At 68.7% G+C, this 25,402-nt stretch carries 23 protein-coding genes; 12 read left to right on the top strand and 11 right to left on the bottom strand.

Annotated features, from left to right (window positions below):
- Positions 1 to 10: 10 nt before the first annotated feature.
- The 3 genes from fabI to M9979_RS05605 are packed head-to-tail and all read right to left on the bottom strand — an operon-like array spanning position 11 to position 2,707.
- The gene (fabI, locus tag M9979_RS05615) at positions 11 to 814 is read right to left on the bottom strand and encodes an enoyl-ACP reductase FabI (RefSeq protein WP_340689047.1); all 804 of its coding nucleotides are present in this window, start codon (positions 812 to 814) and stop codon (positions 11 to 13) included.
- The gene (locus tag M9979_RS05610; RefSeq protein WP_254288357.1) at positions 811 to 1,761 is read right to left on the bottom strand and encodes a YihY/virulence factor BrkB family protein; all 951 of its coding nucleotides are present in this window, start codon (positions 1,759 to 1,761) and stop codon (positions 811 to 813) included. Before M9979_RS05610 ends, fabI begins: the two co-directional genes overlap by 4 nt.
- Positions 1,762 to 1,768: 7 nt before the next feature.
- Positions 1,769 to 2,707, bottom strand: coding sequence for a DnaJ C-terminal domain-containing protein (locus tag M9979_RS05605; RefSeq protein ID WP_254288356.1), 939 nt, complete (start codon positions 2,705 to 2,707; stop codon positions 1,769 to 1,771).
- A 92-nt stretch (positions 2,708 to 2,799) separates the two neighbouring features.
- Here M9979_RS05605 and M9979_RS05600 point away from each other — a divergent pair, with 92 nt between their 5' ends.
- Positions 2,800 to 3,060: a hypothetical protein gene (locus M9979_RS05600; RefSeq protein WP_254288355.1), complete on the top strand. Its 261-nt coding sequence runs from the start codon at positions 2,800 to 2,802 to the stop codon at positions 3,058 to 3,060.
- Between the two features lie 149 nt (positions 3,061 to 3,209).
- On the opposite strand, the gene M9979_RS05595 is transcribed toward M9979_RS05600, so the two are convergent.
- The 5 genes from M9979_RS05595 to pdxH form a co-directional block, all read right to left on the bottom strand.
- Complete coding sequence (locus M9979_RS05595; RefSeq protein WP_254288407.1) at positions 3,210 to 4,100, bottom strand: transglutaminase family protein; 891 nt, start codon at positions 4,098 to 4,100, stop codon at positions 3,210 to 3,212.
- 32 nt (positions 4,101 to 4,132) lie between these two features.
- The gene (locus M9979_RS05590) at positions 4,133 to 6,607 is read right to left on the bottom strand and encodes a circularly permuted type 2 ATP-grasp protein (RefSeq protein ID WP_254288354.1); all 2,475 of its coding nucleotides are present in this window, start codon (positions 6,605 to 6,607) and stop codon (positions 4,133 to 4,135) included.
- Between the two features lie 156 nt (positions 6,608 to 6,763).
- Positions 6,764 to 7,561, bottom strand: a complete 798-nt coding sequence (locus tag M9979_RS05585) for a PhzF family phenazine biosynthesis protein (protein WP_254288353.1) — start codon at positions 7,559 to 7,561, stop codon at positions 6,764 to 6,766.
- Complete coding sequence (locus M9979_RS05580) at positions 7,561 to 8,514, bottom strand: cation diffusion facilitator family transporter (protein WP_254288352.1); 954 nt, start codon at positions 8,512 to 8,514, stop codon at positions 7,561 to 7,563. Before M9979_RS05580 ends, M9979_RS05585 begins: the two co-directional genes overlap by 1 nt.
- Positions 8,511 to 9,089 (bottom strand): pyridoxamine 5'-phosphate oxidase, encoded by a 579-nt coding sequence (pdxH, locus tag M9979_RS05575; RefSeq protein WP_254288351.1) that lies wholly within the window; start codon positions 9,087 to 9,089, stop codon positions 8,511 to 8,513. Before pdxH ends, M9979_RS05580 begins: the two co-directional genes overlap by 4 nt.
- 230 nt (positions 9,090 to 9,319) lie before the next feature.
- Here pdxH and ku point away from each other — a divergent pair, with 230 nt between their 5' ends.
- Both ku and ligD read left to right on the top strand, forming a co-directional pair.
- Positions 9,320 to 10,210, top strand: a complete 891-nt coding sequence (ku, locus tag M9979_RS05570; protein ID WP_254288350.1) for a non-homologous end joining protein Ku — start codon at positions 9,320 to 9,322, stop codon at positions 10,208 to 10,210.
- 114 nt (positions 10,211 to 10,324) lie between these two features.
- Positions 10,325 to 12,850, top strand: coding sequence for a DNA ligase D (gene ligD / locus M9979_RS05565; protein WP_254288349.1), 2,526 nt, complete (start codon positions 10,325 to 10,327; stop codon positions 12,848 to 12,850).
- A gap of 81 nt (positions 12,851 to 12,931) precedes the next feature.
- Here the strand turns inward: ligD and M9979_RS05560 are convergent, their stop codons facing one another.
- Positions 12,932 to 13,186: a UvrB/UvrC motif-containing protein gene (locus M9979_RS05560; RefSeq protein ID WP_340689046.1), complete on the bottom strand. Its 255-nt coding sequence runs from the start codon at positions 13,184 to 13,186 to the stop codon at positions 12,932 to 12,934.
- Positions 13,183 to 14,301, bottom strand: coding sequence for a tRNA 2-thiouridine(34) synthase MnmA (gene mnmA / locus M9979_RS05555; RefSeq protein ID WP_254288348.1), 1,119 nt, complete (start codon positions 14,299 to 14,301; stop codon positions 13,183 to 13,185). Before mnmA ends, M9979_RS05560 begins: the two co-directional genes overlap by 4 nt.
- A gap of 135 nt (positions 14,302 to 14,436) precedes the next feature.
- Here mnmA and M9979_RS05550 point away from each other — a divergent pair, with 135 nt between their 5' ends.
- The 3 genes from M9979_RS05550 (at position 14,437) to M9979_RS05540 (ending at position 15,459) form a co-directional block, all read left to right on the top strand.
- Positions 14,437 to 14,664, top strand: coding sequence for a hypothetical protein (locus M9979_RS05550; protein WP_254288347.1), 228 nt, complete (start codon positions 14,437 to 14,439; stop codon positions 14,662 to 14,664).
- 103 nt (positions 14,665 to 14,767) lie between these two features.
- Complete coding sequence (sciP, locus tag M9979_RS05545; RefSeq protein ID WP_254288346.1) at positions 14,768 to 15,067, top strand: CtrA inhibitor SciP; 300 nt, start codon at positions 14,768 to 14,770, stop codon at positions 15,065 to 15,067.
- A gap of 134 nt (positions 15,068 to 15,201) precedes the next feature.
- Positions 15,202 to 15,459, top strand: a complete 258-nt coding sequence (locus tag M9979_RS05540) for a GlsB/YeaQ/YmgE family stress response membrane protein (RefSeq protein WP_254288345.1) — start codon at positions 15,202 to 15,204, stop codon at positions 15,457 to 15,459.
- A 67-nt stretch (positions 15,460 to 15,526) separates the two neighbouring features.
- Here the strand turns inward: M9979_RS05540 and M9979_RS05535 are convergent, their stop codons facing one another.
- Complete coding sequence (locus M9979_RS05535; protein WP_254288344.1) at positions 15,527 to 16,252, bottom strand: SIMPL domain-containing protein; 726 nt, start codon at positions 16,250 to 16,252, stop codon at positions 15,527 to 15,529.
- 222 nt (positions 16,253 to 16,474) lie between these two features.
- Between M9979_RS05535 and M9979_RS05530 the strand changes: the two genes are divergently transcribed.
- The 6 genes from M9979_RS05530 (at position 16,475) to M9979_RS05505 (ending at position 25,399) form a co-directional block, all read left to right on the top strand.
- The gene (locus M9979_RS05530) at positions 16,475 to 17,650 is read left to right on the top strand and encodes an efflux RND transporter periplasmic adaptor subunit (protein ID WP_254288343.1); all 1,176 of its coding nucleotides are present in this window, start codon (positions 16,475 to 16,477) and stop codon (positions 17,648 to 17,650) included.
- A gap of 1 nt (position 17,651) precedes the next feature.
- Positions 17,652 to 20,882, top strand: a complete 3,231-nt coding sequence (locus M9979_RS05525; RefSeq protein ID WP_254288342.1) for an efflux RND transporter permease subunit — start codon at positions 17,652 to 17,654, stop codon at positions 20,880 to 20,882.
- Positions 20,883 to 21,092: 210 nt separating this feature from the next.
- Positions 21,093 to 22,358: a DUF445 domain-containing protein gene (locus M9979_RS05520; protein WP_254288341.1), complete on the top strand. Its 1,266-nt coding sequence runs from the start codon at positions 21,093 to 21,095 to the stop codon at positions 22,356 to 22,358.
- Between the two features lie 82 nt (positions 22,359 to 22,440).
- On the top strand, positions 22,441 to 23,541 hold the full coding sequence (locus M9979_RS05515; RefSeq protein ID WP_254288340.1) for an ABC transporter permease: 1,101 nt from the start codon (positions 22,441 to 22,443) through the stop codon (positions 23,539 to 23,541).
- Complete coding sequence (locus M9979_RS05510; RefSeq protein ID WP_254288339.1) at positions 23,541 to 24,437, top strand: ABC transporter ATP-binding protein; 897 nt, start codon at positions 23,541 to 23,543, stop codon at positions 24,435 to 24,437. The genes M9979_RS05515 and M9979_RS05510 overlap by 1 nt, the downstream gene beginning before the upstream one ends.
- A complete protein-coding gene (locus M9979_RS05505; RefSeq protein ID WP_254288338.1) occupies positions 24,437 to 25,399 on the top strand; it encodes an MlaD family protein in 963 nt (320 codons plus the stop codon). The genes M9979_RS05510 and M9979_RS05505 overlap by 1 nt, the downstream gene beginning before the upstream one ends.
- Positions 25,400 to 25,402: the final 3 nt, after the last annotated feature.

Here is a 25,402-nt window from a genome sequence, read left to right as displayed (position 1 = left end):
GTATTGCGCCTTACGCCAGCGCGATGTCGGGTGCGTCCTCCGCCTTCATGCCGATCACGTTATAGCCGGCGTCGACGTGGTGGATCTCGCCCGTCACCCCGCTCGACAGGTCGCTGAGCATATAGAGGCCGGCGCCGCCGACGTCCTCGATCGTCACGGTGCGACGCAACGGCGCGTTGAGCTCGTTCCACTTGAGGATATAGTTGAAGTCGCCGATGCCGCGCGCCGCCAGCGTCTGGATCGGGCCTGCCGAGATCGCGTTGATGCGGATGTTGTCCGGCCCCAGGTCGACGGCGAGATATTTGACGCTCGTTTCCAGCGCCGCCTTGGCGACGCCCATCACGTTGTAATGCGGGATGACCTTTTCCGCGCCGTAATAGGTCAGCGTCAGGATCGATCCACCCTCGGGCATCAGCTTGCGCGCACGCTGCGCCACCGCGACCAGGCTGTAAGCCGAGATGTTCATCGTCATCAGGAAATTGTCGAGCGTGGTGTCGTAATAGCGCCCACGCAGCTGCGACTTGTCGGAAAAGCCGATCGCATGGACGACGAAATCGATTCGAGGCCATTCCGCCTCCAGCGCCGCGAAGGTCGCATCCAGAGCGGCCATGTCGGCCACGTCGCAATCGAACAGCCGCGCGACGCCCAGTTGCTCGGCGAGCGGGCGTACCCGCTTCTCCATCGCCGCGCCCTGGTACGAAAAGGCCAGCTCCGCGCCATGTTCGGACAATTGCTTGGCGATGCCCCATGCGAGCGACTTGTCGTTGGCCAGGCCCATGATCAGCCCGCGCTTGCCCGCCATCAAACCCGTCACGCCGTCTTCGCCTCCATCGTCTTCGCCGCCCCCTGTAGCGCCGGTTCGGGGGGTTCCGCCAGTGCCGCGTTGAGGTGCGCGCCGAACACCAGCCCGAGGCCGATCAGGTAGAAGAACAGCAGCATCACGACGACGCCCGCGAGGCTGCCGTAGGTGAGGTCGTAGCCGCCGAGCTGCCCGAGCACCCAGGGCAGCAGCGTCGTCATTCCCACCCACCAGGCGGTGGTAAACGCCGCGCCGGGCCATTTGCGGCAGTTGGAATAGCGGTATTTCGCTGGGGTCACCGAATAGAAGAGCAGGTACAGCGCGCCGAACATCACCAGTCCCGGGATCACCCGCGACAGCCCGACCCAGCCCGCGAGCCCTTCCGCGAAGGGCAGCAGGCGATAGATGAATTGCTCCGCCGCGGTCAGGATGCCCTGCACGAGGAAGCTCATCAGCGCGATGACGACCGACAGGATGATGACCCCCGACGACGACAATCGCGATTTCCAGAACGGCGCGGTCGCCTTCAGCCCATAGGCACGGTGGAAGATGTCGCGGATCGTCTCGACGAAGCTGCCGACCGTCCATAGCCCGACCAGCCCGCCGAGCCACAGCAACGACCCAGTCCGCGCGACGAGCACGTCGGCGATCGGCTTCCTCAGGATATCGGCGACATTGGGCGGCAGGACGTGAAGGAACGAGGCGACGGCGCGCTGCGTCTCCTCGCTCTGCCCGAGCAGCGACAGCACCGCGGCGGCGGTGATGAAGAACGGGAACACCGTCATCAGCGCCAGATAGGCGAGGTTGCCGGCGTGGATGAAGCCGTCGTTGAACACGCCGAGCGCCGCACGCTTGGTCACCTCGATCGCGGCGGGCCCCGGTTTCAGCCTGGCGAGCGTGTGGCGGGCACCGTGGCGCTGGTGCGCACGGTCTTCGGGGGTCAGGGCGGTGGCATCGGTCACTGGCGGGTCAGACGCCCATCGCGCCCCGCGGGTTCCGCGCATCGCTCCAGTCGGCGACGAACTGTTGCAAGGCTGCATCATCCGCCGGCACGTCGATCATCAGCGTCACCAGCTGGTCGCCGCGGCTGCCGTCCTTCTTGTGGAAGCCCTTGCCCTTCAGCCGCAGCGTCTTGCCCGAGGTCGTGCCCTTCGGGATCGTCAGCATCACCGCCTTGTCGACGGTCGGCACGCGCACCGCGCCGCCCGCCACCGCCTCGGGCAGCGTGATCGGCAGATCGAGGCGCACGTCGTCGCCGTCGCGGGTGAAGAAACGGTGGCCCTGCACCTCGATCGCGACGATCGCATCGCCGGCGCCGCCGGGACCCTGCTCGCCCTTGCCGCCGAGCTTCATCTGCGTGCCGGTCTCGACCCCGGCGGGCAGCTTGAGGTCGATCGTCTTGCCGTCACCCAGCGTCACGCGCTGCGGGCTCAGCGTCGCGGCATCGACGAACGGCACCTGCAGGCGATAGGTGACGTTGGCGCCCCTGGGCTGCGGGCGCCGGCCGAAGCCGCTGGCGAAGCCGCCGCCGCGCGTCTGACCGCCGCCGAACAACCCTTCGAAGATATCGCTCATGTCCGGGTCGCCGCCGGCACCGAATTCGAACCCGGCGCTGTTGAAGCCGCCGCCGGGCGCCCCGCGCGCGCCACCGGCGCGTCCGCCGCCATAGCCGAACGGCGCGGCGGGGTTGCCGTCGCCGTCGATCTCGCCGCGGTCGAAACGCGCACGCTTGTCCTTGTCGGTCAGCAGGTCATAGGCGTTGGTGACCTGGCTGAACCGCTCCGACGCCTTGGGGTTGTCCTTGTTGCGGTCGGGGTGCAGCTCCTTGGCGAGCTTGCGATAGGCTTTCTTGATGTCGGCCTCGGACGCGCCGCGCGCGACGCCCAGGGTCTGATATGGATCGGCCATTGGGTCCCCGTCAGGTGTATTACGCGCCTATGTGGGGGAGGGCGCGGCGCAACGCAATCGGTCGCTGCTTCGTTGGATGGGCGAGGAGAGCCATGATGACCGACACACAACCGATGCAGGCGATGGGCGGCGACAAGCAAACGAAGGACGGCGTCGAGGAGCCGTCGGGCAAGCAAAGCGGCGGCGAGAGCGACGGCGGTGCCTATCCCAACCCGCATACGGGCAAGGGGTCGAAGGACAATGTCGGCGGCGGCTTCATGGGGCACGGTGGCCAGAGCGGCATGGACTATTCCGGGCCGGGGGATGGCGATACCGACGAAAAGGTCGGCAACGAGAATGCGGTGACGAAGTAGCGGGGCGTTCCATCTATTTCGTCATCCCGGCGAACGCCGGGACCCATGGATGCGCACGGCCGATGGTGCGCATAACGCCAGCCTACCGCATCCATGGGTCCCGACTTTCGTCGGGATGACGGTAAGTCGAGATGACGGTAAACAGAAGGCTACATCGCCCCCCCCACCAACGGCGCCACATCCACGCTCACCGCCATATGCTGCGCCTGCGACCCCAATACGACGCCATCGACCGGCGCGATCTCGGCATAGTCGCGCCCCACCGCCATGACGATATGGTCGCCCGCCATCCAGATGCCGTTGGTCGGATCGAGCCCGACCCAGCCGTGCACCGGCCCGCACCACAATAGCACCCAGGCGTGCGTCGCATCCGCACCGACCAGCCGCGGCTGCCCCTCCGGTGGGATGGTACGGATATAGCCGCTGGCATAGGCCGCAGGCAGGCCGGCGGCGCGCAGGCCGGTAATCATGATCTGCGCGAAGTCCTGGCACACGCCCTTGCGCTGCAGGAACGCCTCGTGCGGCGGCGTGTCGACCAAGGTCGCGGTCGCGTCGAAATCGAAATCGTCCTGAATCCGCCGCGCCAGCGCGATCCCCGCCTCCAGACTGCCGCGGTCGGGGTCGAGGTCGGGCGCGCAATAGGCGGCGATGGCGTGGTCGAGCGGGATCAGCGGCGAGGGGAACAGGTAGTTCGCCGGACTCGCCGCCGACAGGTCGCGGCTGGCCCGCGCGAGCGCGGCGATCTCGCCCAGCGTCGGATCGTCGGGCGAGGGCACCGGCACCAGCCGGTCGACGCGCATCCGCGAGCGACTCTCGATCGTCAGCTCGCGCACCGGCGTGTCGATCACCAGCCGGGTGACGTTGGCGAGCCCCGCTTCGGCGCGCGCCGGGCTGGTGCGGCCGACCGGCTCGACGGTCAGCGCATAATCCTCGAGGCATTGCCCGGGCCAGTCGATCGGTTTGAGCCGCAAATTGCAGCGCGCGAACTTGACGTTGCCGCCATAATCGAACCGCGTGATGTGGCGGATGTCGTAGAGCATGCAGTCGATCATGCCGCCGGTCATGCCGCCGGTCATGCCAGCGTCAGCCCGACCGCGCGCAGCGGCTCGGCGCCTTGCAGGAAATAACGGCGCGCGATCCCTTCCGACAGTTGCGCCAGCCGCCGCTCGATATCGCCGAGCGTATCGGGGTCGAGCGTCGCCGCGGTCGTCATCGCCAGCGCCGCCGCCAACTCTCGGCCATGCGCCTGCTGCGGCTCGGGCATGCCGTCGTCGCTCAGGACGGGGAGGTCGCGCAGCCGCGCGTTGATCCGCTCCGCCTGATAGGCGAGGCTGCGCGGATTGCCCGGATCGAGCGCGACGAGATCGACGACGGGCACGCGCGCGATGCCCGTCAGGTAGCGCTGGCGATAGCTGATCTGGCTGTCGGCGAGGTCGAGCAAGGTCGACAGGTCGTCCGCGGTCGCCCCCGGCATACCGAACACCCGCAGCGCGCGCGCCATCGCGACGCCGCGCTCGACCCGGCGGCCGAGGTCGTGGAACCGCCACGCCGCGGTCCGCCCCATATGCTCCGCCGATAGCCCGGCGATCGCGACATAGCGGCGCTGCAGCGACCCCGCGCGATCGAGCATGCCGCGATGGGTGGGGAAGGGCGCCTCGAGCAGCCGCACCATGTCCGCCGACAGCCGGTCGCGCGATCCTTCGCCGATGCCGCGCGCGAGGCGGTTGATCGTCGCGATCGAATGCCAGCCTTCGTCCTCCATCGCGGTGCGCGCGAAGGCGGTGAGGTCGCTGCGGCGGAGCGACGCGGGATGCGGCGCGGCACCGCCGCCGGCGATCAGCCCGACCAGTTTCCCCACGGTGGCCGACGACAGCGCCGCACCACCATCGGCGTCGATCGAATTGCCGAGCATGACGCGGATCGCCGCGAGCAGCGCCTCGCCGCGCTCCAGATAGCGGCCCAGCCAATAGAAATTGTCGGCGACGCGGCTCGGCAGCGTACCCGGATTGCGGCGGACGTGGTGCGAATCGGGGGCAGGGAGCAGCGACACCGGCTCGACCGTGTCGGCGCCGTGGATGCAGACGTCCGCCGACCACAGCCCCTCGCCGAGCACGCTCGCGCGCGGATCGGTGCCCTCGCCGATGCGTGCGAAGCCACCGGGCAATACCGTCCAGCCGCCGCTCGCGTCGCGCGCGGCGAAGACGCGCAGCGTGAACGGGCGTGGCTCGAGCGTGTCCTCGATCACCACGGGCATCGTCGACAGGCGGACGATTTCCTGCCCGACATAATCCTGCGGCCGGCGCGCCATGTCGGCGAGCAGCGCGGCGCGCTGGCCGGCGTCGAGCTCCGCGCCCGGCATCGTCCGTCCGCCGGGCAGGCCCAGCGGCACCGGCCCGAAGGCGGAGCCTATCAGCATGCGGTCGAGGTCCTCCTCGACATGCGCGCGCTCGGACGGTTGGCCGCACCACCAGGTCGCGATATTGGGCAGGTGCAGGCTCTCGCCGAGCAATCGCGTCGCCAGCTGCGGCAGGAAGGCGCCGAACGCCGGCGCCTCGAGCACCCCCGCGCCCGGTGCGTTCGACAGCACGACATTGCCCGCGGCATAAGCGTCGATCAGCCCCGGCACGCCGATCTGCGAATGCGAATCGAACGCCAGCGGATCGAGCATGCGCGGATCGACCCGTCGCCACAGGGCGTCCACCCGCTTGAGGCCACCGATCGTGCGGACGTACAGCTGGTTCTCCAGCGCGGCGAGGTCGGCGCCCTCGACCAGCAGCAGCCCGAGATAGCGCGCGAGATGCGCCTGTTCGGGATAGCTCGGGTTGAACCGCCCCGGCGTCAGCAACCCGATGCGCGGCTCGGCGCGACGGCACATCGCGGCGATGCCGGCGCGGAACGCGGCGAAGAACGGCGCATGGCGCTGGACGTTGATCCGTGCCTGCAGGCCCCCCAATGTGCGGCTGACCGCCAGCCGGTTCTCCAGCGCATAGCCGGCGCCGGCGGGCGCGCGCAGGTGATCGGCGAGCACGCGCCATTCGCCGGTCGGCCCACGCCCCAGGTCGATCGCGATGAAATGCAGGTGCTTGCCGCCCGGCGGCTCGAGCCCGACCATCGGTCGCAGGAAATAGGGGCTGCCGGTGACCAGCGCGGCGGGGATCAGCCCGCGCTCGACCAGCATCCCGGGGCCGTAGAGATCGGCGATCACAGTCTCCATCAGCTCGGCGCGCTGGACGACGCCGCGGCTGATCTGCGCCCATTCCTGCGCCTCGATCAGCAGCGGCACCGGGCTGACTGGCCAGGGGCGTTCGTCCGCCTCGCCGATGATGCGGAACCCCATGCCGATGTCGGCGGCATGGCGGCGGACGCGCTCGCGGACATGGTCGAGATCGTCGGAGGCGACCGTGGCGAGTTCCTCGAACATCGCGGCCCAGGCGGGATCGTCGCTGCCGCACAGCACGTCGCCCGCGCCGGTGCGCGCGCAATAATCGGCGATCCACCGCCGGGCATGCGTCGCCGCATCGAATAAGGGCGCAGCCTGCGTCGCCATCGCTGTCAGCGTGTCACCCCGTTGAACCGAACCGGCACCGTCTACGCTTGCGTGCTGCGAAGCAACACAAATTGGGCGGAAGCGGGGAAGGGCCGATTCAAACCCTTACTCTTCGCCATCCTCGCCTCTGCGAGGATGGCGAACGAGCCGGAGGTGTCAGGGCAGCAGGAACGTGCCTTCGATCACCGTGACGCAGCCACCGCCAAGGACCACGCGATTCCCCTCCAGCGTACAGGTCAGCGCCCCGCCGCGGCGGCTCGCCTGAAAGGCGGTGAAGCGGTCGGTGCCGAGCTTTTCCGCCCAATAGGGGACGATCACCGCATGCGCCGATCCGGTCACGGGGTCCTCGTCCACCCCCGCGCCGGGGGCGAACATGCGGGTGACCACCTGCGCCGTGTCGCCGCGCGCGGTGACGATCGCCTGGTGATCGCCCGTCTTCGCCAGCGCGCGCAAATCGGGCTGCACCGCGCGAACCGCGGCTTCGGATCCGAGGACGATCACGCCATAGCCACCCTCGCGCCACAGCGTCTCCACCACATCGGTGACGCCGAGCGCGGCGACCACCTGCGGCAGCGGCTTGGGATCGGGCTTCCAGGCGGGCAGCGCCAGCGCATAGCCGCTGCCGTCGCGCGTCACGGTCAGCACGCCGGCGCGGCGGGTGCGGAAGCGGACCTGCGAGGCGTCGCTGCCCGACGACAGCACGAAATGGCCGCTCGCCAGCGTCGCATGGCCGCATAGCCGGACCTCGTGGTCGGGGGTGAACCAGCGCAGCTCGAAATCCGCCTCGCCGGTCGCATCGGGCAGCAGGAAGGCGGTTTCCGACAGGTTGTTCTCCGCGGCGATTCGCTGCAGCACGTCGTCGGGCAGCCACGCGGACAGCGGCATCACCGCCGCCGGATTACCGGTGAAGGGCGTGGTGGCGAAGGCGTCGATCTGGCTGAACGGGATGCGCATCAATAGCTCACTCTCTTGCCGAACCAGTGCGGCGTCACGTCCGCCTCGACCAGCGGATTGTCGGTGTCGACATGGCCTTCGGGATCGAGGTGGATCAGCACCTCGACCTTGGGGAAGGTCCGGCGCAGGTCGCGCTCGACCGCCTCGACGATCTCGTGCGCGTCGTGGACGGTGAGGTTGCGGTCGACCTCCATGTGAAATTGCGCGAAATCGTGGCTGCCCGAGCGGCGCGTGCGGAAATCGTGGATGCCCTTCAACCCCGGCTGCCGCGCGGCGACGTCGAGGAAGGCGGCACGCTGATCCTCGGGCCATTCCTTGTCCATCAGCTGGTCGATCGCGTTCGACGATGCCTGGAACGCGCCCCACGCCAGCCACAGCGCGATGGCGATGCCGAGGATCGGATCGGCCTTGTGCCAGCCGAGATACTGGTCGAGCACCAGCGCGACGATCACCGATCCGTTGAGCAGCACGTCGGACTGGTAATGGACGTTGTCCGCCATGATCGCGACCGATCCGGTCTGGCGGATGATCGTGCGCTGATACCAGAGCAGGACCGCGGTGGCGGCGATCGCGATGACCGAGACGAGGATGCCGAAATCGGCGTCGGCGGTCGGGCCGTTCTCGCCCAGCGCGGCGATCGCGCGCCAGGCGATGCCGCCCGCCGACGCGGTGATGAGCGCGACCTGGAACAAGGCCGCGAGCGCCTCCGCCTTGCCATGGCCGAAGCGGTGGTCGTGATCGGCGGGCGTCGCGGCGAGCCGCACGCCATACAGCGTGACGAGGCTGGCAAGCAGGTCGAGCGCGGTATCGGCGAGGCTGCCGAGCATCGCCACCGATCCGCTCCGCCACGCCGCGAAGCCCTTCAAGGCGAGCAGGAAGCACGCCATCGCCACACTGGCGAGCGCGGCGCGCGTCGCCAGCGGCAGGAACCGGCGCTGTTCGTCGCGGGTCATGGGAACAGCAGCCCTTCGTCCCAGCCGTCGTGCGTCCGGGTGAACAGGCGGCGTTCGTGCAGGCGGTGGGCGCGGTCCTGCCAGAATTCGATTCGCTCGGGCGTGACGCGATAGCCGCCCCAATGCGGCGGCCGGTGGACGTCGCGCCCCTCGAACCGCGCCCTGGCCGCGTCGAACCGCGCTTCGAACGTCTCGCGATCCGCGAGGGGGCGCGACTGGTCGGACGCCCAAGCGCCGAGCTGCGAATCGCGACCGCGGCTGGCGAAATAGGCGTCGGATTCGGCGTCTGAGGCGAGGCTCACAGGCCCCTCGATGCGAATCTGCCGGCGCAGCGACTTCCAGTGGAACAGCAGCGCCGCCTTGGGCACGGCGGCGAGGTCGGCGGCCTTGCGGCCCTCGCGGTTAGTGTAGAAGACGAAGCCGTCGGGGCCATGGCCCTTCAGCAGCACCATCCGCACCGACGGCTGTCCCGCGGCATCGACGGTGGCGAGCGCCATCGCATTGGGATCGTTGAGTTCGCTCGTCCTGGCTTCGGCGTACCAGGCATCGAACAGCGCGAAGGGATCGTCGGCCATGCGCGGCGCTGTAGCGCATGTTGGACCCAAGTAAAAATCCTCCCCGGTACGGGGAGGTGGCGCCGCGCAGCGGTGACGGAGGGGGCTTCCTCCAACGATCCGCTCGCGGAAGCCCCCCTCCACCATTCGCTGCGCGAACGGTCCCCCTCCCCGTGACGGGGAGGACTGCGCGCGGAACGACTCTTTCCCCCATGAATTGAATCGCTTCCGCAACGGAAAGACACTCGCACATGCCCGCACGCGCCTATTGGCAAGGACAGATCCGCCTCGCCCTCGTGTCGATCCCGGTCGAAATCTATTCGGCGACCAAAAGCGGCGCGGCGGTCAGCTTCAAGCAGATCCACGAACCCAGCGGCAAACCGATCCATTACGAGAAGGTCGTCACCGGCGTGGGGCCGGTCGATACCGACGAGATCATGAAGGGGTACGAGGTGTCGAAGGGCGAGTTCGTGCTGCTGGAGCAGGACGAGATCGACGCGGTGAAGCTCGAATCGAAGAAGACGCTGGAGCTGACCCAGTTCGTCGACGCGCACGAGATCGATGTGCTATATTACGAAAAGCCCTATTTCGTCGTCCCCGCCGACGACCTCGCCGAAGAGGCGTTCATCGTGCTGCGCGAGGCGCTGCGGCGGACGAAGAAAGTCGGGCTAGGCCAGCTCGCGATGCGGGGGCGCGAATATGTCGTCAGCCTGAAGCCGTGCGGGCGCGGCATGGTGCTCGAAACGCTGCGCTACGCCGACGAGGTCAACAAGGCGCAGGGCTATTTCCGCGAAATCCCCGATCAGAAGCCCGACGACGACCTGCTCGACCTCGCCGAGGCGCTGATCGCCAAGAAAAGCGGCCGCTTCGACCCGCAGGAATTCCACGACCGCTACGTCGATGCGTTGAAGGACTTGGTCGAGCGCAAGCGCAAGGCGAAGGGGGGCAAGGTGATCGAGGAGAAGGACGACGGCGGCGGCAAGTCGGGGAGCAACGTCGTCGACCTGATGGCGGCGCTCAAGAAGTCGATGGAGAAATCGGGTGGCGCGCCGGCGAAGGCGCCTGCGAAGAAGGCCCCGGCGAAGAAGGCGCCCGCCAAGACTGCCGCCCCCCGCAAGCCGGCGGCGAAGAAGCGGGCATGACACCCCCGCCCCCAACCGTCACCCCAGCGCACGCTGGGGTCTCATGCGGCAGGGGCGCGGATCCCCACGCCAAGATCCCAGCTTGCGCTGGGATGACGGATGGGGGCCGCTGACATGGCCGGGACCGATCCGCTCGACCGCTATAATGCCAAGCGCGACTTCACCAAGACCGCCGAACCCGCGGGGACGCTCGCCCCCGGTCACGGCAACAGCTTCATGGTGCAGAAGCACGACGCGACGCGGCTGCACTGGGACTTCCGCCTCGAACTCGACGGCGTGCTCAAGAGCTGGGCGGTGACGCGCGGCCCCAGCCTCGACCCCGACGAGAAGCGCCTCGCGGTGCGCACAGAGGATCATCCCTTGTCCTATGCGACGTTCGAGGGGACGATCCCCAAGGGCGAATATGGCGGCGGCACCGTGATGCTGTGGGACCGCGGCACCTGGGCGCCGATCGCAGGCAAGTCGGCGAAGGATCTCGACAAGGGTCACCTCCACTTCACGCTCGACGGCGAGCGGATGAAGGGGGAATGGCTGCTGATCCGGCTGAAACCGCGCGCGAAGGAGAAGCGCGAGAACTGGCTGCTGCGCAAGATCGACGACGCCTATGCGGGGGGCACGGATACTTTGGTCGAGGAGGCGCTGACCAGCGTCGCCACCGGCCGGACGATGGTGGAGATCGCGGAGGGTGCCAAACCAAAATTCTCCCCGGCACGGGGAGGGGGACCGCGGCGCGCCAGCGCCGGGGTGGAGGGGGCGCGCCGCAAGCGATCCACTTTGCGGAAGCCCCCCTCCACCAGCTTCGCTGGTCCCCCTCCCCGTGCCGGGGAGGATTCGCCTGTCTTTCGCGACCCGCAGCTCTGCACTTTGGTCGATAGTGTACCGGCAGGCTCCGGCTGGCTGCACGAGGTCAAATACGACGGTTATCGTGCGCTCGTCGCGGTCGGCGGGGGTACGGCGAAGGTCTTCACCCGCAGCGGGCTCGACTGGACTGACAAGTTCGGACGGATCGCCGAGGCCGCCGCCGCATTGTCGGTGCGATCCGCGCTGATCGACGGCGAGATCGTCGCGTTCAAGGACGGGAGGCCCGATTTCTCGACGCTCAAGGACGCGATTTCGGAGGGCGGGGCGATGACGCTGTTCGCATTCGATCTGCTCGCGGTGGACGGCGAGGACCTGACCGGCCTGCCCACGATCGAGCGCAAGGAGCGCCTCCGCACCCTCATCGCCAACGGCGAGCGTATCCAGTTCGCCGAACATGTGCTGGGATCGGGCGAGGCCCTGTTCGACGCGATGTGCCGCGAGGGGCTGGAGGGCGTCGTCTCGAAACGCGCCGATGCGCCCTACACCGGCAAGCGCGACCGGTCTTGGCTCAAGGCCAAGTGCATCCGGCGGCAGGAGTTCGTCGTCATCGGCTGGACGCCGTCGGACAAGAAACGCGGGTTCAAATCGCTGCTGCTGGGCTTACGCGAGGGGGACGGCTGGCGCTATGCAGGCAAGGTCGGCACCGGCTTCACGCAAGGCGTGATGGACGACCTCGCCGAACGGATGGCGAAGCTCGCGGTCAAGACGCCGCCGGTCGATGCCACCGGCTTGAAGCCGTACCGCGCGATGGTGCGCGGCGCGAAATGGATCGAACCCGAGCTGGTCGCGGAGATCGCCTTTACCGAGGTGACGCCCGACAAGGTGCTGCGCCACCCGAGCTTCCTCGGCCTGCGCGCCGACAAGCCGGCGGCGGAGGTCGTCGCCGAGGTCGCCGAACCCGCGCCCGCCGCGCCCGCGATCCATGTCATGGTGAGCAGCCGCGACCGGCTGGTCTTCCCCGACAGCGACGTCACCAAGGGCGAGCTCGCCGATTATTATGCCGCGCTCGCGCCGATCATGCTGCCCTGGGCGGGGCGGCGGCCGATCAGCCTGGTCCGCTGTCCGCAGGGTCGGGCGCGCGCCTGCTTCTTCCAGAAGCACGACGCGGGCAGTTTCGGCGACCACGTCCACCACGTCGACGTGCGCGAGAAGGACGGATCGGTCGAACCGTATCTGTACGTCGACGACGCCGATGGCCTCGTCGCCTGCGTGCAGATGGGGACGATCGAATTCCACGGCTGGGGATCGCGGATCGATCCGCTGGAAAAGCCCGACCGGCTGGTGATCGACCTCGATCCCGACGAGGGATTGGACTTCGCCGACACCAAGCGCGCCGCGGAGCATGTCAGCGCACAGCTTGCCGAGCTGGGGCTGGTCAGCTTTCCGTTGCTGTCGGGGGGCAAGGGCGTGCACGTCGTCGTGCCGCTGACGCCGCAGGCGGAATGGCCCGCGGTCAAGGACTTCGCCGACCGCTTTGCGCGTGCGCTGGCGGGGGCGGAGCCGGATCGCTTCGTCGCGGTGGCGACCAAGACGAAGCGCAAGGGGCGGATCTTCATCGACTATCTGCGCAACCAGCGGGGCGCCACGGCGATCATGCCCTATTCGGCGCGGGCGCGGGCGGGCGCGCCGGTGGCGGCGCCTGTGTCGTGGAGCGAATTGCGCGACATCGACACGGCGGCGCGCTGGAGCGTGCGCGATGCGGACGAGCTGTTGCAGCGGGCGACGTCGCGGGCGCTGGCGGGATGGGGCATGGCGGAGCAGGTGTTGCCGGATTTGTAAGAGGGCCGACCTGCCACCCTTCGCCATTCCCGCGCGGGCGCGTATCGATCATCGCCTTTGCGAGAAAACGTGGTGTGTTCCCTACCGCCCCCGCCGCTTCGTCATCGGATCGGGCTTCGCCGGTTTCACCCAGCCTTCGGGCGGGACCACCCGCGACTGGCTCGTCCCCAGCCCCATCGCGCCCGGCCGTTGCCGCTCCAGCCCGGCGGTATCCATGTCGTCGCCGCCGGCGCGCAGCAAGCTGATGCGGTCGCGCAGCCGGCCCGCGGTCTCGAAATCGAGCGCCGCGGCGGCGGCTTCCATCTCCAGCCGCAGCGCCTCGATCGACACGGTCACGCCGCCACCGCCTCGCCGGCCAGTGCCGGCTCGGTCGCCGCGATCCAGCCGCCGCCGAGCACGCGTTCGCCCGCGTAGAGCACCGCCGCCTGCCCCGGCGCGACGCCATATTCGGGTGCGTCGAACGCCACCCGGTCGCCTTCCAGCCGCGCCGGCACCGGCTTGGCCATCGATCGCACCTTGACGGCGAGCGGCCCGGCATGGTCGCCGCCGATCCAGTTCATGCCGGTCACCCGCGCCGCGCCGACCGCCAGCGCCGCGCGCGGGCCGACCACCACCTGCCGGCTCGCCGCATCGACGCGCACGACGTACAGCGGCTCGGGGCTGCCGCCGATCTCCAGCCCGCGGCGCTGGCCGACGGTGAAATGGATGATGCCGCGATGGCTGCCGAGCCGCCGCCCCGCCAGGTCGACGATGTCGCCCGCGGTATCCGCCTCGGGGCGCAGCTTGCGCACCAGTCCGGCGTAATCGCCGTCGGGGACGAAGCAGATATCCTGGCTGTCGGGCTTGGCGGCGACGCCGAGCCCCAGCTCTGCCGCGATTTCGCGCACCCGCGCCTTGGGCAAGGCTCCCAGCGGGAAACGCAGGTAATCGAGCTGCGCCTGCGTGGTCGCGAACAGGAAGTAGCTCTGGTCGCGCGCCGGATCGGCGCCGCGGTGCAGCTCCGCCCCCGCCGGCCCGATCACCCGGCGCACGTAATGGCCGGTGGCGAGGCAATCGGCGCCCAGATCCTTCGCCAGGCTGAGCAGGTCGGTGAACTTCGGCCCCGTATTGCACTGGACGCAGGGGATCGGCGTCTGCCCGGCGAGATAGGCGTCGGCGAAGGTATCGACCACCGTTTCGCGGAACCGGCTTTCGTGATCGAACACGTAATGCGCGATCCCCAGCCTGTCGCACACCGCGCGCGCGTCGCGGATATCGCGGCCCGCACAGCAGCTGCCCGCGCGGCCCGTCGCCTCGCCATGGTCGTACAATTGCAGCGTCACGCCGATCGTCTCGGCACCGGTGCGCGCCGCCAGCGCGGCGACCACCGAACTGTCGACGCCGCCCGACATCGCCACCACGATCCGCTTCGCCGCGAGGTTGCCATCCAGCTGGAAATCCACGTCATCCATGCGCCGGCCCCATACGCGCTTGGCCGCTGAACCGCAAAGTAACGAAGGTTCACACAACCTTGCGGTCCGCTTTACCCCGCCTTCATCGCCCCGCGCCTACAGCTGCCTCTCCCAAGAGTGACATGAGTAGCAGCGTTGGATCTCAGCTTTCCCGGCTTCGACAGGAATACGGAAGTCACCCGCCTTCCGGGCGACCTGGCGGTGCTGATGGTCGGGATCGCGGCACGGCAGTCGGCGTCGCCGACGGCGGTGGCGCAGGCCGAGTTCGGCCGGATCGGCAGCCCGTCGCGGCTGCTGCAACCGCGCGACGGCGCCTTCAACGGGCCGACCGCGGCGCTGCTCGCCCGCTGGGGAGAGGCATGAAGACGCCGTTTACCGTGGCGTTTCAGGCGATCTTCAGTCCGTGTCGCTAAGGGACCGTATCGCGTTTTGAGAGGGGGCCCCCCGCCCCGATCGAGGTTGAGTAATGATCGAGAACCAGAAAATCCGCCCCGCCAAAGTCATCGGCCCGCTCGGCGAGTCGCTGACGCTGGACAGCCTGCCGCCGCCCTCGACGACGCGCTGGGTGGTGCGCCGCAAGGCGGAGGTGGTCGCCGCGGTCAACGGCGGGTTGCTGTCGGTCGACGATGTGTGCGCCCGCTACGGCCTGACCGTCGAGGAATTCGCCGGCTGGCAGCGCGCGATCGACCGGTCGGGGATGCCCGGCCTGCGCGTCACCCGCATCCAGCATTACAAATCGCTCTACGAACGCCAGCAGAAATATTGAGGAGGCGCGCGCCGGCGTCGCGGGACAAGGCCTGCGACGAACCGGCGCGCAACGAACGAAACGCGTGCGGAACATTTATCCGGCTTCGTGAGTCTTTCCGTCAGAGCCCACGCCGGGCGTAAACGGAGGGATTTATGGGTATCATTCTTTGGCTTATCATCGGCGGTGTCATCGGCTGGCTCGCCAGCATCATCATGCGCACCGACGCGCAGCAGGGCATCTTCCTGAACATCATCGTCGGCATCGTCGGCGCGTTCATCGGCGGCCTGATCCTGTCGGGCGGCTCGATCAACAACCAGCCGCTCAACATCACGTCGTTCCTGGTGTCGCTGCTCGGTGCGGTGATCCTGCTCGCGATCGTGAATCTTGTGCGTCGCGGCAGCGTCCGCTAAGTCACGACGTTCGCTTCGTCACGCGAAACGAAAGGGCCGTCCGGGCGACCGGGCGGCCCTTTTCGCATTACTGGAGGAGGAAGCGTACTGACAGGGTGACGGTGACGTCCTTCTCGCCCGGCGCGATCTCGGTCGGCGCGGCATCCGCTTTCATCGCGCGCGCCATGAACTGCGGCCGGATCGGCGATCCGCCGTCGTCCTGCCCGGCTTCCGCGATCGAGATCACCCGCGCGACCTTCATCCCCGCCGCCGCGGCGTACAGGTCGGCGCGGGCGCGGGCGCGCCTGACCGCATCGGTGCGCGCCTCGTCCAGCGCCGCCTCGGGCTTGTCGAGCGACAGATTGGGGCCGTCGATCTGGTTGGCGCCTTCCGCGACCAGCGCGTCGAGCACGCTGCCCGCCTTGGCGACGTCGCGGAAGCGGACGCTGACCGTGTTGTTCGCCTGATAACCGGTGATCGCCGGCGCCTGCCCCTCGGTATAGCGATATTGCGGGCTGAGCGCGACGTTCGCGGTAGCGATGTCGCGCGGCGCGATCCCGGCGCGCTTCAGCGCCGCGATCACCCGCGCCATCCGCTGCGCATTGTCGGCGAGCGCGGCCGCCGCCGTCGGCGCCTGCGACACCACGCCGGCGCGGATCGTCGCGAGGTCGGGGACGCGCGTCGTCCGCCCCTCCGCGCTCACGTCCAGGATCGTGCCCTGCGCCGGCACCAGCGGCTCCACGCTCGTCGGCACGGTCTGCGCCATCGCCGCGGACGGCACCGCGATCATCGCCAAGGCGGCCCAATATTGCATGTCAGATCTCCCATCGTCTGCTGTCGTCCCGCCACTTGGCCGCGCGTGTGTCAACCTTAGCTGAACGAGCGCCCGGCCCCGGTCCCGACGTTGCGTGGGTCGCACGTTTCGGGCATGGCCGACGCATTGCGCCAGCGGGGGCTTGAGCGCGGTGCTATATTCAGATAACACAGCGACGTGATGCGAGGGCCACCGGGTGGCCGGCACGGGGATGGGACAGGCATGAACGACTATCAGGGTTCGATCGGTCACGAGGAGCGGCTGGCGTTGCCGGGTGAGCCGGCGCCGTCGGGTCGCGGCCGCAAGATCGTGATCGTGCTGATCGTCGTCGCGCTGCTCGCCCTCGTCAGCTGGGCGATGTTCGGCCGCAAGAAGGTCGATCCCGCCGCCGGGCAGAAGACCGAACAGATGCCGACCGTCACCGTCGTCGTCCCCGGCCGCAAGGCGGTCGACCGCACGCTGTCGGCCACCGGCACGCTCGCCGCACGGCGCGAGATGCCGGTCGGCGTCGCGGGCGAGGGCGGGATGATTACCCGCGTCCTCGTCGAGCCGGGCCAGTGGGTCGGCGCAGGGCAGGTGCTCGCTACCGTCGACCGGTCGGTACAGACGCAGACCGCGCAAAGCCTCGCCGCGCAGGTCGCCGTCGCGCGCTCCGACCAGACGATCGCGCAAGCCGAGCTCGATCGCGCGCAACAGCTCGTCGACCGCGGCTTCATCTCCAAGGCGGATTTGCAGCGCAAGGCCGCGACCCGCGATGCCGCCGCGGCGCGCGTGCAGGTCGCCGCGGCGGGGCTGCGCGAGGCGCGGGCCCGCAACGGTCGCCTCGACATCCGTGCGCCCGCCGCCGGCCTCGTCCTCACGCGCGGCGTCGAGCCGGGCCAGATCGTCAGTTCGGGCTCGGGCGTGCTGTTCCGCATGGCGCAGGGCGGGCAGATCGAGATGCGCGCGCAGCTCGCCGAATCCGACCTCGCGGCGCTGCGCGCCGGCGCGCGCGCGCAGGTGACGCCGGTCGGCAGCGACCGCCGCTTCGCCGGCCAGGTGTGGCAGGTGTCGCCGGTCATCGACGCGCAGACGCGACAGGGCATCGCCCGCATCGCGCTGGCCTACGACCCCGCGCTGCGCCCGGGCGGTTTCGCCTCCGCGACGATCGTCGGCGGCGCCGCGGTCGCGCCGCTGCTCCCCGATTCGGCGTTGCAGAGCGACGACAAGGGCAATTTCGTCTATATCGTCGGCAAGGACGACAAGGTCGAACGCCGCAATATCAAGGTCGGCCAGGTGTCCGACGCCGGCGTCACCGTGATGCAGGGCCTCGACGGCACCGAGCGCGTCGTCCGCTCCGCCGGCGGGTTCCTCGCGCCGGGCCAGAAGGTGAAGCCGGTCGTGCAGAAGGCGAGCTGACATGAGCTTTCGCAACATCTCCGCCTGGGCGATCCGCAATCCGGTTCCGCCGATCGTGCTGTTCATCGCGCTGACGCTGGCGGGGATCGTCAGTTTCATGCGGATGGACGTCAACAACGATCCCGACATCGATTTTCCGATCGTCATCGTCGTCATCAGCCAGCCCGGCGCCGCACCGACCGAGCTGGAGAACCAGGTCACCAACCGCGTCGAATCCGCGGTCCGCTCGCTCCAGGGCATCGACGAGATCACCTCGACCGTGACCGAGGGCCAGTCGATCACCGTCGTCCAGCTCGCGATCGGCACGCCGATCGATCGCGCGGTCAACGACACCCGCGACAAGATCGCGCAGATCCGCAGCAACCTGCCCGAAGGCATCCTCGAACCGCAGATCTTCCGCGAGGATACGACCTCCAACGATCTCGCCAGTTATTCGGCGGTCGCCAGCGACATGACGGTCGAACAGCTCAGCTGGTACATCGACAACACCGTCACCAAGGAGCTGCTGTCGGTGCCGGGGATGGCCGCGGTCAACCGTAACGGCGGCGTCAGCCGCGAAATCCGCGTGATCCTCGATCCGCTGCGCCTGCAGAGCCAGGGTCTGACCGCGAGCCAGGTCAACGCGCAGCTGCGGCTTGTCAACCTCAACGCCGCCGGCGGCCGTGCCGAGATCGCCGGGTCGGAACAGTCGGTGCGCGTGCTCGGCAACGCCCGCAACGCCAACGACCTCGCGCAGACGCAGATCAACGTCGGCAACGGCCGCACCATCCGGCTGGGCGATATCGCCACGGTGCGCGACCTCTATGCCGAACAGCGCAGCCGCGCCGCGATCGACGGGCGCCAGGCGATCAGCTTCGACTTCCAGCGCGCCAAGGGCGCCTCGGACGTCAGCGTCTTCAACGAGGCGGTGAAGAAGCTGGCGGCGCTGGAGAAGCGCAACCCCGGCGTGCATTTCATCCTGCGCTCGAACAGCGTCAAATACACCGAAATGCAGTATGAATCCGCGATCCATGCGATGATCGAGGGCGCGGTGCTCGCAGTGCTGGTCGTATTGCTGTTCCTGCGCGACTGGCGCGCGACGCTGATCTCGGCGCTGGCGATTCCCCTGTCGGCGATTCCGACCTTCTGGTTCATGGAACTGCTCGGCTTCAACCTCAACCAGATGACGCTGCTCGGCCTCAGCCTGGTCGCGGGCGTGCTGGTCGACGACGCGATCGTCGAGATCGAAAATATCGTCCGGCACATGCGGATGGGCAAATCCGCCTATCAGGCATCGATCGATGCGGCGGACGAAATCGGCCTCGCCGTGCTCGCCACCACCATGTCGATCGTCGCGGTGTTCATGCCGGTCAGCCTGATGCCCGGCATCTCGGGCCAGTATTTCCAGAATTTCGGCCTGACCGTCGTCGTCTCGGTGCTGATGAGCCTTGCCGTCGCGCGCCTCATCACGCCGATGATCGCCGCCTATTTCCTCAAGAGCTTCGGCCATGCCGCACATGGCGAGGGCAGGCTGATGGACGCCTATATGGCGGTGCTGCGCTGGACGCTCGACAGCACGCGGCAGAAGGCGAGCGCCGCGCGTGGCGGCTATCATCGCATCACCAGCCGCTGGCGCGATCACCGCATGTGGGTGATGGGGCTGGGCTTCGCGTCGTTCGTGCTGACGCTGGTCATGTTCGGCGTCGTCCCGATGCAGTTCCAGCCGCCGCAGAACAACGACGATTCGACCGCGACGATCGAGATGGTGCCGGGCACGACCCTCGCGCAGACCGATGCGGTCGTGACGCGCGTCGCCGACCTGCTGCGCCGCCAGCCGGAGGTTTCGTCGGTCTATGCGCGCAGCGGATCGAACGGTGCGGTCAACACCGGTCGCGTCACCGTGACGCTGCGCGACGACCGCAAGGTCACCAGCACCGAATTCGAACGCAACCTCGCGCCCGAACTGGCGAAGATCGCCGATGCGCGCGTCGGTTTCCGGTCGCAGTTCGGCTGGGGTTCGTCGGGCCGCGACATGACCATCGTGCTCGGCGGCGACGACCCCGAACTGCTGCAGAAGACCGCGAACACGCTCGTCGACCAGATGGCGACGCTGCCGACGCTGACCCAGCCGCGCATCTCGGGCAACCTCCAGCGGCCCGAGATCGTCATCAAGCCGCGCTTCGACCTCGCCGCCAATCTCGGCGTGACGACGCAGGCGCTCTCCAGCGCGATCCGCATCGCGACGCTGGGCGATATCGACCAGAATTCCGCCCGCTTCTCGCTTTCCGACCGGCAGGTGCCGATCCGCGTCGCGCTCGACCAGGGCGCGCGGACCCAGCTGTCGACGATCCAGAACCTGCCCGTCTCGACCGCGACCGGCGGTTCGGTGCCGCTGTCGCTGATCGCCGATATCAGCCTCGGCAGCGGCCCGACGCAGATCGATCGCGTCAATCAGCAGCGCCGCATCGCGGTGGGCGCCGACCTCGCGCGGGGCGTCGTGTCCGGCGTCGCGCAAGAGCAGATCAATGCGCTGCCGATCATGAAAAACCTGCCGATCGGGGTGAACCGGATGACGATCGGCCAGGCCAAGTTCCAGGCGGAGATGCTGACCAACTTCGTCGTCGCGGTGGTGTCGGGGACGTTCCTGGTCTTCGCGGTGCTCGTGCTGCTCTATCGCCGGGCGCTGCCGCCGTTCGTCAACATGGCCTCGCTGTTGCTCGCGCCGCTGGGCGGGCTGATCGCGCTGTGGGCGACGGGCAACCCGCTGTCGCTCCCCGTCTTCATCGGCCTCCTGATGCTGCTCGGCATCGTCGCCAAGAATTCGATCCTGCTGATCGATTTCGCGCTGGAGGAGATGAACAAGGGCGTCGACACGCTCACCGCGATCATCGATGCCGGCCACAAGCGTGCGCAGCCGATCGTCATGACGACGGTCGCGATGGTCGCCGGCATGATCCCGACGGCGCTGTCGCTCGGGGGCGACGGGTCGTGGCGCGCGCCGATGGGCATCGTCGTGATCGGTGGCCTGATCCTGTCAACGCTGCTGACGCTGGTGATCGTCCCCGCGGCGTTCAGCCTCGCGGTCGGCGTCGAACGCTACGTCGGCCCGCGCCTCGGCCGGCGCCTGCTCACCTATCGCCCCGGCGACGACGGCAGCACGGTGGTCGGCATCGCCGGGCCGAACGACCCGGTGCTCGGCCCGGTGCCGGGACGCCTCGGTCACGGCGACGCAGGGTCGCAGCCGGCGGAGTGAGCCCCCTTCCGTCATCCCGGCGCAGGAATCCCTGCAAAGTACTACTTTGCAGGGGTTCAAGGCGGGGATCCATAGGCGCCAGTCGTGCGATGGCACCGCCACGTCAGCCGGTATGGATTCCCGCCTGCGGGGGACTGACGAAGGATGGGGCGGGGCACCCCCTCGTTACCCCGACATGAACATTCCCGCCGCTCGCGGATTGTCTCGCCGATGAACCCGTTCCCCCGCACCCACGCCGGCGAGGCGGCCCCGCCCGCGCTCGTGGCCATGCGGCGGATCGCCGGCGGGCTGCTGCTCGCGATGGCGGCGGTGTTCCTCGTCAGCCGCCATTACGCCCCCGCCTATCCCTGGCTCGGCTTCGTCCAGGCGTTCGGCGAGGCGGCGATGGTCGGCGGCCTCGCCGACTGGTTCGCGGTCACCGCGCTCTTCCGCCATCCGCTGGGGCTGCCGATCCCGCACACCGCGATCGTGCCGCGCAACAAGGACCGGATCGGCGACACGCTCGCGGTCTTCCTGCGCACCAACTTCCTCCAGCCCGCGGTCATCGCCCGCCGCATGCGCCGCGTCGACGTCGCCAGCGCGCTCGCCCGCTGGCTGACCGACCCCGCCGAGGGGGCCGGGGGCCGCTTCCGCCAGGGCGCCTCCAAACTCGTCGCACAGGTGCTCGACGGCCTCGATCCTCAGCGGCTCGGCGGCATGGTGAAGGCCGGCATCGCCGCGCGCCTGCGCGAGACCGAGGTCGCGCCGATCCTCGGCCGCGTCATGAAGGCGGCGCTCGCCGAACAGCGCCACGCCCCCCTCCTCGACGGTGCGATCCGCTGGGGCGCGAAGGCGCTCGCCGCGAACGAGCATCTCATCCGCGAGATGGTGCACCAGCGCGCCGGATCGATCCTGCGCTGGACCGGCCTCGACGAGACGGTGGCCGACAAACTGATCGCCGGCCTCGACAAACTCATCGCCGACATGGCCGACGATCCGCAGCACCCGCTGCGCCTCAAGGCCGAGGAAGGGCTCGATCGCCTCGCCTGGGATCTGCAGTTCGATCCCGCCACGCAGGCCAAGGTCGAGGCGATGAAGATCGAACTGATCGCCAATCCGGCGATGCAGCGTTGGCTCGACGGCCTGTGGGAATCGGCGCGTGCCGCGCTGCTGCGCGTCGCGCGCGATCCCGAAAGCGCGATGGCCGGGCAGTTGGGCGACGTGCTGCGCCAGCTCGGCGGCACGCTGACGCAGGATCCGCGGCTCGCGCGCACGATCAACCGCTTCGTCCGCCGCGCGATCGTCGGCGTCGCCGCGGACTATGGCGACGGCATCGTCCGGCTGGTGTCGGAGACGGTGCGCGGCTGGGACGCGCATACGATCACCAGCCGGCTGGAAAATGCGGTCGGCCGCGACCTCCAGTACATCCGCATCAACGGCACGCTGGTCGGCGGCCTCGTCGGGCTCGTCATCCACGCCGTCGATGTCCTGTTGTGACGCAGGCTGAACGGAAGCCCCCGGCCGTCGCATGTCGGAAACGCCTTGCCGTTTACGGCAAGGTGTCGCACAAGCGCCCCTGATGAGCGCCTCACCGGATTTCCAGCAGGATGGCGGCGGAACGCTGCGCTTCTCCGGTGACCTGCTGTTGCGCACGCTCGGGGCCCTGCCCGACCGGCTCGACACGCTGTCCGGCCCCGTGACGCGCATCGACCTCAGCGACGTCGGCCGCATCGATACCGTCGGCGCCTGGGTCGTCCACCGCCTTGCCACCCGCCACGATGCGCCGATCGAGGGGCTGGACGAGGACGGCCGCTATCTGCTCGATTCGGTCGTCGCCGCCGACCAGCCGGTCGCGCTGCCCGATCGCTCGGCAGGCGCCTTCACCCGCGTGCTCGGCGAGGTCGGCGACGCGGTCGTCATCACCTTCCGCACGCTCTACGGCCTGCTCGGGTTCCTCGGTGCGACGACGATCGCCTTCGTCAACGTCGTCCGCCACCCCAGCCGCTTCCGCTTCAATGCGACGGTGCATCGGTTCGAGGTGGTCGGCGTGCAGGCGCTGGCGATCGTCGGGCTGATGAGCTTCCTGATCGGCATTGTCATCGCGCAGCAGGGCGCGGTCCAGCTCAGGCAATTCGGCGCGGAGGTGTTCACGATCAACCTCGTCGGTCGCCTGACCTTGCGCGAACTCGGCGTGCTGATGACCGCGATCATGGTCGCCGGCCGCTCGGGCTCGGCCTTCGCGGCGCAGCTCGGCACGATGAAGCTGACCGAAGAGATCGACGCGATGCGCACGATCGGCGTCTCGCCGATGGAGGCGCTGGTGCTGCCGCGCACGATCGCCGCGGTGCTGCTGATGCCGCTCCTGGGCTTCTATTCGTCGCTGATCGCGATCATCGGTGGTGGCCTGCTCGCCTGGGTGTCGCTCGACATCCCGCCCGTCACGTTCATCCAGCGCATCCGTGAAGTCGTGCCGATCACCGACCTGTATATCGGCCTCATCAAGGCGCCGGTGTTCGGCGCGATCATCGCGATCGCCGGCTGTTTCCAGGGCATGCTGGTCGAATCGGACGCCGAACAGGTCGGGCTGCGCACCACGTCGGCGGTGGTGCAGGCGATCTTCCTCGTCATCGTGCTCGACGCCTTCTTCGCGGTGTTCTTCACCTGGGTGGGGTGGAACTGATGGCCACCACGCGCGACGCCGACGCCGACGAACATATCATCCAGGTCCGGGGGCTGAAGAACGCGTTCGGCGAACAGGTCATCCACGACGGTCTCGACCTCGACGTGCGGCGCGGCGAGATTCTCGGCGTCGTCGGCGGCTCGGGCACCGGCAAATCGGTGCTGATGCGCTCGATCATCGGCCTGCAGACGCCGGTCGCGGGCGACATCACCGTCTTCGGCGAACCGACGATCGGCCGCGACGAGACCGAGGCGACCAACATCCGCAAGCGCTGGGGCGTGCTGTTCCAGGGCGGCGCGCTCTTCTCGACGCTGACCGTCGCCGAGAACGTGGCTGTCCCCTTGCGCGAATTCTACGGCGACATGAACCCGGCGCTGATGGCGGAGATCGCGGCGTACAAGGTCGTGATGACCGGCCTCAAACCCGATGCCGGCCCCAAATTCCCCGCCGAACTGTCGGGCGGCATGAAGAAGCGCGCCGGCCTCGCCCGTGCGCTCGCGCTCGATCCCGAACTGTTGTTCCTCGACGAACCGACCGCCGGCCTCGACCCGATCGGCGCGGCGGCGTTCGACGACCTCACCAAATCGCTGCAGAAAACGCTCGGGCTGACGGTGTTCCTCATCACCCACGATCTCGATACGCTCTACGCGATCTGCGACCGCGTGGCGGTGCTGGCGGACAAGAAGGTGATCGCAGTCGGCACGATCGACGAACTTCTCGCGCTCGACCACCCGTGGATCGAGGAATATTTCAAGGGTCCGAGAGGGCGTGCCGCGATCGCGACGCAGGAAGCGCACGCGGACGCGTCGCAACATCCCACCGAAGTGAAATCCCAGCAGATCGCGGCAAGTCCCGCCGCGGCGACCGAACCGGCCGAAGGGGCAAGGACCGACTGATGGAAACCCGTTCCAACCATGTGATCGTCGGCGCGGTCGTGCTGATCCTGCTCGCCATGCTCGCGATCTTTACCGTCTGGATCGCTCGCCTCGGCGGCCAGACCGAACGCGAATACGACATCTTCTTCAAGCAATCCGTCGACGGTTTGGCCAAGGGCTCGACCGTGACCTATTCGGGCGTGCCCACGGGTCAGGTGAAGACGATCGCCTTGTGGAAGCCCGATCCGCAGTTCGTCCGCGTCCGCGTGACGGTCAACAACGACACGCCGATCCTGCTCGGCACCACCGCGACCATTCAGGGCAGCTTCACCGGCACCAGCACCGTCGCGCTGGACGGCGCGCGCAAGGGTGCGCCGCCGATCGCCTGCCCGGAACGCCCCGATGCGACGCAATGCCCCTATGGCGTGCCGGTCATCCCGACCAAGCAGGGCGGCATCGGCGCGATCCTCAACAGCGCGCCGCAGCTGCTCGAACGCCTCTCGACGCTGACCGAGCGGCTGACCGGGCTGCTGACGGATCGCAACCAGGCATCGATCGCCGGCATCCTCGACAATACCAACCGCCTGACCGACGCGCTCGCCGACCGCGGGCCGGAGATCGCGGCGACGCTGGCGCAGACCCGGATCGCGATCCAGCAGGCGGGCGACGCGGCGCAGTCGATCGGCAAGCTCGCCGACACGACCAACGGCGTGCTCGCCGAGGACGTCAAGCCGACGCTGCAGAACCTCAACAAGACGATCGCTTCGGCACAGCAGAGCACCGAAACGCTCAACGCCGCGATCCAGGATGCGCGCCCCGGGCTGCAGACCTTCTCGAAGCAGACGATCCCGGAGGCGAACCGGCTGGTCCGCGACCTGCGCGTCACCGCGACCGCGCTGTCGTCGATCGCCGACAAGGTCGATCAGGGCGGCGCCAGCTCGCTGATCGGCCAGCAGAAGCTCCCCGACTATAAGGGCAAGTGAGAC

This window comes from Sphingomonas liriopis (assembly GCF_024211255.1).
In the GTDB taxonomy this organism is placed as follows: domain Bacteria; phylum Pseudomonadota; class Alphaproteobacteria; order Sphingomonadales; family Sphingomonadaceae; genus Sphingomonas; species Sphingomonas liriopis.
The sequence above is the reverse complement of the archived record's forward strand: the minus strand, read 5'-3'. Positions and strand labels throughout refer to the sequence as shown.

What these genes read in the sequence shown, in the direction of transcription:
- M9979_RS05605 (WP_254288356.1), bottom strand. Translation starts at nt 2,707, where the DNA reads ATGGCCGATCCATATCAGACCCTGGGCGTCGCGCGCGGCGCGTCCGAG.
- M9979_RS05600 (WP_254288355.1), top strand. Translation starts at nt 2,800, where the DNA reads ATGATGACCGACACACAACCGATGCAGGCGATGGGCGGCGACAAGCAA.
- M9979_RS05595 (WP_254288407.1), bottom strand. Translation starts at nt 4,100, where the DNA reads ATGCTCTACGACATCCGCCACATCACGCGGTTCGATTATGGCGGCAAC.
- M9979_RS05590 (WP_254288354.1), bottom strand. Translation starts at nt 6,607, where the DNA reads ATGGCGACGCAGGCTGCGCCCTTATTCGATGCGGCGACGCATGCCCGG.
- M9979_RS05585 (WP_254288353.1), bottom strand. Translation starts at nt 7,561, where the DNA reads ATGCGCATCCCGTTCAGCCAGATCGACGCCTTCGCCACCACGCCCTTC.
- M9979_RS05580 (WP_254288352.1), bottom strand. Translation starts at nt 8,514, where the DNA reads ATGACCCGCGACGAACAGCGCCGGTTCCTGCCGCTGGCGACGCGCGCC.
- pdxH (WP_254288351.1), bottom strand. Translation starts at nt 9,089, where the DNA reads ATGGCCGACGATCCCTTCGCGCTGTTCGATGCCTGGTACGCCGAAGCC.
- ku (WP_254288350.1), top strand. Translation starts at nt 9,320, where the DNA reads ATGCCCGCACGCGCCTATTGGCAAGGACAGATCCGCCTCGCCCTCGTG.
- ligD (WP_254288349.1), top strand. Translation starts at nt 10,325, where the DNA reads ATGGCCGGGACCGATCCGCTCGACCGCTATAATGCCAAGCGCGACTTC.
- mnmA (WP_254288348.1), bottom strand. Translation starts at nt 14,301, where the DNA reads ATGGATGACGTGGATTTCCAGCTGGATGGCAACCTCGCGGCGAAGCGG.
- sciP (WP_254288346.1), top strand. Translation starts at nt 14,768, where the DNA reads ATGATCGAGAACCAGAAAATCCGCCCCGCCAAAGTCATCGGCCCGCTC.
- M9979_RS05540 (WP_254288345.1), top strand. Translation starts at nt 15,202, where the DNA reads ATGGGTATCATTCTTTGGCTTATCATCGGCGGTGTCATCGGCTGGCTC.
- M9979_RS05535 (WP_254288344.1), bottom strand. Translation starts at nt 16,252, where the DNA reads ATGCAATATTGGGCCGCCTTGGCGATGATCGCGGTGCCGTCCGCGGCG.
- M9979_RS05530 (WP_254288343.1), top strand. Translation starts at nt 16,475, where the DNA reads ATGAACGACTATCAGGGTTCGATCGGTCACGAGGAGCGGCTGGCGTTG.
- M9979_RS05525 (WP_254288342.1), top strand. Translation starts at nt 17,652, where the DNA reads ATGAGCTTTCGCAACATCTCCGCCTGGGCGATCCGCAATCCGGTTCCG.
- M9979_RS05520 (WP_254288341.1), top strand. Translation starts at nt 21,093, where the DNA reads ATGAACCCGTTCCCCCGCACCCACGCCGGCGAGGCGGCCCCGCCCGCG.
- M9979_RS05515 (WP_254288340.1), top strand. Translation starts at nt 22,441, where the DNA reads ATGAGCGCCTCACCGGATTTCCAGCAGGATGGCGGCGGAACGCTGCGC.
- M9979_RS05510 (WP_254288339.1), top strand. Translation starts at nt 23,541, where the DNA reads ATGGCCACCACGCGCGACGCCGACGCCGACGAACATATCATCCAGGTC.
- M9979_RS05505 (WP_254288338.1), top strand. Translation starts at nt 24,437, where the DNA reads ATGGAAACCCGTTCCAACCATGTGATCGTCGGCGCGGTCGTGCTGATC.